The sequence below is a fragment of the Deltaproteobacteria bacterium genome (assembly GCA_016178705.1).
Taxonomy (GTDB): domain Bacteria; phylum Desulfobacterota; class Binatia; order HRBIN30; family JACQVA1; genus JACOST01.
In genome coordinates this window covers 173,705-179,995 of record JACOST010000008.1, presented here as the reverse complement: position 1 = coordinate 179,995, position 6,291 = coordinate 173,705, and the positions used below count along the sequence as shown (strand labels likewise).

The following is a 6,291-nucleotide window of genomic DNA, read 5'->3' as shown; positions in this document are numbered from 1 at the left end:
GCGCATTGTCGGAGACGTACTGCGCCTTCTGGCTGGTGACTTGTGCGGTTTGCTTGACCTCGCGTGCCGTGGCGGAGGTCTGGGTGACCGCGGCCGCGGACTCGGTGGTGCTCGCGGCGAGTTGCGAGGTCGTCGCGGCGACTTCACTGACCGCTGCCAGCAGCACGGCCGTGCCCTCGGTGATCTCTCCAATCTGCGCTCTCAGGTTGTCCGCTAGGCGCCCGAACGCCTGCCTCAGGGCGCCGATCTCGTCCCGGCGATGGTTGACCGTCAGGCTCAGTGTCAGGTCGCCACGCGCGAGGCGCTCCGCGAACCCCGTCACTTCCTTCAACGGCCGAGAGATGTTTCGCGTGAGGAGGACGGCGACGATGCCCAAGATGATGAAGGCGACGGGGATGCCGTAGAGGATGACGGCAGTCGCATTCCGCGCACTGCTCTCCACCCTGGAGTTCCGCTCCTCCAGCAGGCGGTGTTCCTCCTGAACCATGTCATCTAGTATCTTGCGGATGTCATCCGTGATCTTCTTGCCTCGATCGTTGTGGACCAGTACCAGCGCCGCTTCGAGGCCCTTCTCCCTGCGCAACGTGATCGCTTCATCGAACTCGCTGAGCTTGTCCTTGAGCAGCGGCTCCAGCCCGTCGAGCCGGTGCAGCTGGTTGGGGCTATCCGCCATCACCTGACGGATGGTGGCGTTCTCTTTGTCGACCTGTTGGACCGCGGTGCGATACGGATCGAGATAGCGCTCCTCGCCGGCGAGGAGGTATCCGCGTTGTCCGCTCTCTGCATCCCTTATGAGGCCGAGGAAGTTCTGGAGGTGGGCTATGCCTTGGTAGGCTTGGGACCGCCGCGCCGCGTTCTCGATGAGCCCGGCCGTGCTCCGGTACGAAACGGCGCCGATGACCAGCAGAAACCCCAGTGCCACTCCGAACCCGCCACCGATCTTCATTCCGACTGACTGTTTCATAGGCTCGCCTCCTGCAGCTCGTGTCGTCAACTTTTACGGTTCGTCACGCACGATCAGGCGTTCGTCAGACAAGATGGCGGTTGCGTCCAACACCATCAGCGGTTCGCTGGTGACGCCTTTCAAATACTCGGCGCGGACGCCGGTCAGCGTAGGAGGCGGCGATTGCAGGGCCGAGGGAGGCAGCGACCGTGTCCCGACTATCGCATCCGCCAGAATCCCGACCTCCAAATCGTGCGATTGGAGGATGATGACCTTATTGAGATCGGTTGCGCCCTGATCGGGGACAGCGAAGAAGCGCTTCAGGTCGATGACGGACAGGATCTGCCCGCGCACGTTGATCACGCCAACCACAAACGGTGGCGTGCACGGCAGCGGCACGAGGTCAGTCAATGGATAGACCTCGCGGACGAAGTTCGCCTCGATGGCGTACTGTTCATGCGCCAGCAGAAACGTGACGATCTCGAGCGGTGGGTCCGTCGCCTCACGTGCCGGTTCCTGCGCCAGGGCCAGCGCTCGTTGTCGCAGGATGCGGCGCTCATCGGCCGCGCTGAGCGCGACCCCTCTCCTTATCACCGGTTCCGCCGGCTCGGTGGATCGTGGGGTGTCGTGCTTCATGGCGCATCCTCCAGGCCGATGGTGCGGACGATGTCCATCAGTCTGCCGGCGGTGAGGCCCTCGGACTCCGGCAGGACCTCGTCTGGTGGACATCGGCTCAGCAAGGCAACTGTGTTCTCGAAGTGCTTCCTGGCCCGCAGTGCCTTGCCCTGCCGCATGGTGAGATTGCCCAGCGTGAAGTGAGCGAGGACGAAGTTCTGGTCGAGATAGAGGGCCCGTTCGAGCGACCGAACGGCCGCCTCAGAGTCCCCTTCCTCGTGGACGATGGTTGCCAGTAGAAAATGCAATCCCGCATTCAGCTTGTCGGCAGCGATCGCCTTGTCGGCCCACTCCTGCGCCGTCACGAGATGCCCTTGATTGGCGTAGGTGCGGGCGAGGAGCGCCAGCGCAGCCGGGGGGCCGCGGCTGTCTGCACACAGCGCTCGGAGTGTCGCGGCGGCGTCCTCGTAGCGGCCCTGCCCGTAGAGCGCCACGGCCCGCGCATACGGTGCCTCCAGCGAGTCCGCTGCCTTTGCAGCCGTGACCGGCTGCGGCCATGCGATTGCCGACCTAGTGGGCGTAGGTTGCGGATCGGGGAGCGGGAATACGCTTGCGGCACGGGAAGCCTCGTCTGCTGCCGGCAGCCGCGCGGTGTCCTTCCGATACAGAGTGGCCCCATCGCAGCGGACCGTCTGGAACTGTGAGAAAAGTTCCGGCGAGGTCTCACTCGGTGCGACGATCAGCCAGCCGCCATCGACCAGCGAACGGTAAAGATTGCGCGCCACGGCGAACGCCCGCTCGTGGGAAAAATACATCAACACATTGCGGCACAGGATGACGTCCATCGCGTTGGTGTTGGTGAGCAGCGATGGATAGGTGTCCTCGGCGAGGTTGAGCGGCGAAAAGGTCACCGCCGCCTTGATCTCGTCGAGAATCTCAAAGCGGCCGTTCGCGCGAGCGTGAAAGCATCGGTGTTGCAGCCAGGGCGGCTCGTTCCGGAAAGACCATTGGCCGTATACTCCCGCAGCCGCCTTGCGCAAGAAACCCGGATTGATGTCAGTGCCGAGGATGGTGATGTTCCAAGCGCGCCAATCAGGCAGGAGGCGACTCAGCAGGATGGCAAGAGAGTACGGCTCCTCGCCCGTGCAGCATCCGGCGCTCCAGATGCGCAGACGCTGGCCAGTCGCGCGCCGGTCGCGAATCAGTTCCGGCACGACCCGATGCTCCAAGATTGCGAAGAGCTTGTCGTCGCGCAGAAAGTAGGTCTCACCGACAGTCAGATGACCGGCCAAGACCGCAATCTGGGCCTTGGTCAACGGTGTCGCCAGAAGCCACTGCGCGCACATGGCCAAGCTCGGAAACTCGAGCTCACGAGCCGCCAACCGTAACCCTTGCTCGAGGTCGTGCCAGCGTTCGGGAGGAAAGTGTAGTCCCATCTGCGTCGCGATACGCTCACTGAGTTCGGAGAGCAGACTTGGAGGCATGCCGGGGATCATGGGTACGTCTCCGCAATGACTGTCGCCCTATCATCCGGCGGCAGTGCGCCCGCTGTGTCTAGGGGGAGCAGCGCGTCGGGGTTGAGATTGAGGATCGGCACCAGGGCCCCGGCGAGTTTCACGACGCCGTCTACCTGCGCGATGTCGGACAGGATCGCTGACGCTGAGGTCACGGCGTGCTCCGGCGGTTCAACGACATCAATGGCGGCGTCGGCCACCAAGGCCACGGTTCGCTGTGCAAAGGACGCAATGATGATCTGATCGCTGAGGCGCAGATCACGTTCCGGTATGTGCAGGCTACGGCGCAGACTCAGCGCGGGAACGATCCGCCCCTGCACGTTGATCACACCCAGGATAGTTTCCGGCGCTTCCGGCAACGGCGTGATTTCGACCAGGCGAACCACGCGGTCCACGGCGGACAATGGCAGCGCGTACTGTCGGTCATCGAGTGCCACGATCACGAGATGCCGGTCGTTGGTCATGCGGTGTTCGGTCCGACCTTTGCGCTTCAGCTTCGCGTCGCCAGTCAGTGCTCCCGCGGCTTCCTTTGCGCGTCCCCTGATCTCATCCGTTTTGCCGCTAGCCATTGTCGATGCCTCCTTCCTCCAAGTCATCAAGTGACTTGCCGTACCCCGATTCGTGCGCTTCGTGCGCAACATGTCGAGCACGGATTCCTGTACCCGCCTGGAACATCGTCACAAGCTCGGAGTACTACGCGCGTACTTCTATGTGAGAAGTGTCGTGGGAGGTCGCTCCTGCCAGCCTGTTCAAGCGAATACTGCCATGCGAGGGAATCTCCATCTGATGGGCGTTCCCATTTGCCTGTCGCAGTCCAACAGACTAGATTTGTCTTCGATGACTCAGACTGCGCACGTGAGAAACTCTTCCAGTGCAGCTGTCAATCGAGACATTGCGTTTCCAAGCGCCACGCACGCGCTGGCGGCTTCTTGCAAGTCACCCGTACGTGCGATCGTTTCTACCTCGCGAGCCGTCTCCAGCGCCGCGTCGGCGGCGAAGAAGCTCACGGCTCCTTTGAGGGCGTGGGCGGCGCGGGCCAGCACCTGGGCGTCGCCTGCGGCCAGCGCCTGCTGAATCGCAGCCAAGCGGCCGGGCGCATCGGCCAAGAAACGGTGCACCACGCGGCGAGCCACCGCAGTGTCATTACCGACGTAGTCCTGGAACATCGCCGCGTTGAACGGCTCGTGCACAATCCATTCTGCACTTGACTGCTGCTCGCTTTGCGAATCCGCGCTCATGACTCATCAGAGAGCATTTCTTGCGCCACGCATATCGTGTGGCGCAATCCTTTAGTTCCGCTCGCGGGGGACGGGCATCAGATTGGCGAAGGCGATGTATCGGACCGTCCAGTGCCGCGCCGTCGGGGTGATCGCCAGTTGACCGGTGTGCCTCACCTTCGCGGCGGCCGCGTTGAAGGACACCGCTGTATGCATGCACCAAGATCGACACCGCTGGAAGGCGAGCGGGCCAACCCCGGCAAGGATGACAGTCGGCCGCGACTCCGGTGTTAGTGCTCCGGTCGGCCCAGTATCACGCTTGAATGCGGACCAACGAGTCCGAACGAAACAGCTCGGAGCCCTTTACCGGGACGAAGCGCGGTCCGAGGGCCGGCGTGTGGTTCAGATGCGCGCTCGCTCAGAGGCCCGCGGGCGGGCAAGCAAGCGCTGGCCGACAGACGGCCTGACCAATTGACAGAAATGCCCAACAGGACAGGCTGCCAAAAGCAGGCCCGCAGGCTGTCCGACTTTTGTCCGAGCACCCATTCCAAATTGCGCCGATTCCGTCCAAATCGATCAGGGCTTCGCGCCCGAAATCTTTGTCTCTTCTTGCTCCGCGTCGGTTGCTGCGGCGTCCGGGTCGAGACTCACAAACGTTTGATAAGCAAAAGAGTCCATTGCGGCGCCACGCCATCAGCCAATGTTCGGCCTCGATGCGTGTGTGCTTCACGCCATTCAGATGACTGGCAATCCCATTCTCCAACACCGCGACCCATCAAGGCCTTCGGTCCGGTTACTCCGCACCGCGGGGCTCGCCACCGCAGTGGAACGTGGGAGCAAGGAGAGCGCCTTCGTCCTCGTGTCCGCGATTTTCGACGAGATTCTCGAGCACAACAACAGTGCCTTCACCACCTCCGCCTCCTCCAGACGCTTGGAGGTGGGATCGACACCCGGCGTTTGGACAGTCGAGCGCAGGGCGCAAGCAGCGGCAGCGAGGGTCCGAGGTAGGAATCGCACGGTCAGCCCTTCGAGGGCTGCGTCCGGCGGCCTCCCGGTTCGCGTGGGTGGAAGAACTCTCCGACATCCACCTCAAGCGCCCTGGCTAGCTTCACCATCGTCGCTAGCGAGGGACTCCGGCGGGCCCTCCACGTGGGCACGAGGCCCGCATGGTTGGAGCAGCAAACCGGAGTCCGGTACGAAACCTCGCGACGCCACTACGGGCGATGGATGGCGGGCGAAGTCGACAGCGAGCTGCGGTTGTTCGCGGTCTCCGATCCGAGACTTTTCGGGGATGCGAGGCCCCAAGTGTTACCGCGTCGGCGTCGTGCGGTAACAGACCGAGGGCAACCATCGGATGTTACAGAGGAAGGAAAATGCGAGGAGGGGGACTTGAACCCCCACGGGTTTTACCCCACTAGCCCCTCAAACTAGCGCGTCTGCCAGTTCCGCCATCCTCGCATAGGGCGTGAGTCGTGAATCGTGACTGGTCACCCTGATCGTGCATCGTGTTCGTGACTCGTGCTCGGCGTGGCCTAGTTCGCCGCCGGTGCTTCTTGCGGTGCGGCCGCTGGTGCTGCGGGCACCTCGGCAGCGGCTTGTGGTGCTGGAGCCGGGGCTTCGGCTGCAGGTGCGGCGGCCTGTGGTGCCGGTGCGGCTTCGCCTTCCGCGGCCGGCGCGGGCGCGGGTGCCCCCGGAGGCGGAGCGCCACCTGGAATCTCGGCCGGCGCGCTGGCCGGCAACGGCGCCGAATCAAAAATTGTCGAACTCACTCGCCGTGCCGACATGTAGGTCAGCGTCAGCGAGGTGATCATGAACACCGCCGCCATCACGGCAGTGAGACGGGTGAGGAAGTTGCCCGCCCCGCTGCTGCCGAAGATCGTCGAGCTGCTGCCGCCGAACACGGCCCCCATGTCGGCACCCTTGCCGGTTTGCAACAGCACGACGAGCACCAGAAAGATGCACGCCAGTATGTGAATGATCGTGACTACAGTTGCCATCGATT

At 63.3% G+C, this 6,291-nt stretch carries 7 protein-coding genes and 1 tRNA gene; all 8 read right to left on the bottom strand.

From position 1 onward, the window contains the following. Positions 1-964, bottom strand: a 964-nt coding sequence (locus HYR72_04255) for a methyl-accepting chemotaxis protein (protein MBI1814165.1), incomplete at its 3' end; no start/stop codon positions are given. Between the two features lie 33 nt (positions 965-997). Next, positions 998-1,579 carry a purine-binding chemotaxis protein CheW gene (locus HYR72_04250; GenBank protein MBI1814164.1) on the bottom strand — a complete coding sequence of 194 codons (582 nt, stop codon included), beginning with the start codon at positions 1,577-1,579 and terminating at the stop codon, positions 998-1,000. Continuing rightward, entirely contained in the window at positions 1,576-3,054 is a 1,479-nt protein-coding gene (locus tag HYR72_04245; protein ID MBI1814163.1) for a tetratricopeptide repeat protein, read from the bottom strand. Before HYR72_04245 ends, HYR72_04250 begins: the two co-directional genes overlap by 4 nt. Beyond that, positions 3,051-3,641 (bottom strand): chemotaxis protein CheW, encoded by a 591-nt coding sequence (locus HYR72_04240; GenBank protein MBI1814162.1) that lies wholly within the window; start codon positions 3,639-3,641, stop codon positions 3,051-3,053. The genes HYR72_04245 and HYR72_04240 overlap by 4 nt, the downstream gene beginning before the upstream one ends. A 273-nt stretch (positions 3,642-3,914) precedes the next feature. Then, entirely contained in the window at positions 3,915-4,310 is a 396-nt protein-coding gene (locus HYR72_04235; GenBank protein ID MBI1814161.1) for an Hpt domain-containing protein, read from the bottom strand. A 51-nt stretch (positions 4,311-4,361) separates the two neighbouring features. Next, on the bottom strand, positions 4,362-4,505 hold the full coding sequence (locus tag HYR72_04230) for a hypothetical protein (GenBank protein MBI1814160.1): 144 nt from the start codon (positions 4,503-4,505) through the stop codon (positions 4,362-4,364). Positions 4,506-5,663: 1,158 nt separating this feature from the next. Then, positions 5,664-5,747, bottom strand: a tRNA-Leu gene (locus HYR72_04225). Between the two features lie 74 nt (positions 5,748-5,821). Then, entirely contained in the window at positions 5,822-6,286 is a 465-nt protein-coding gene (gene secG / locus HYR72_04220) for a preprotein translocase subunit SecG (GenBank protein MBI1814159.1), read from the bottom strand. Between the last annotated feature and the right edge of the window lie 5 nt (positions 6,287-6,291).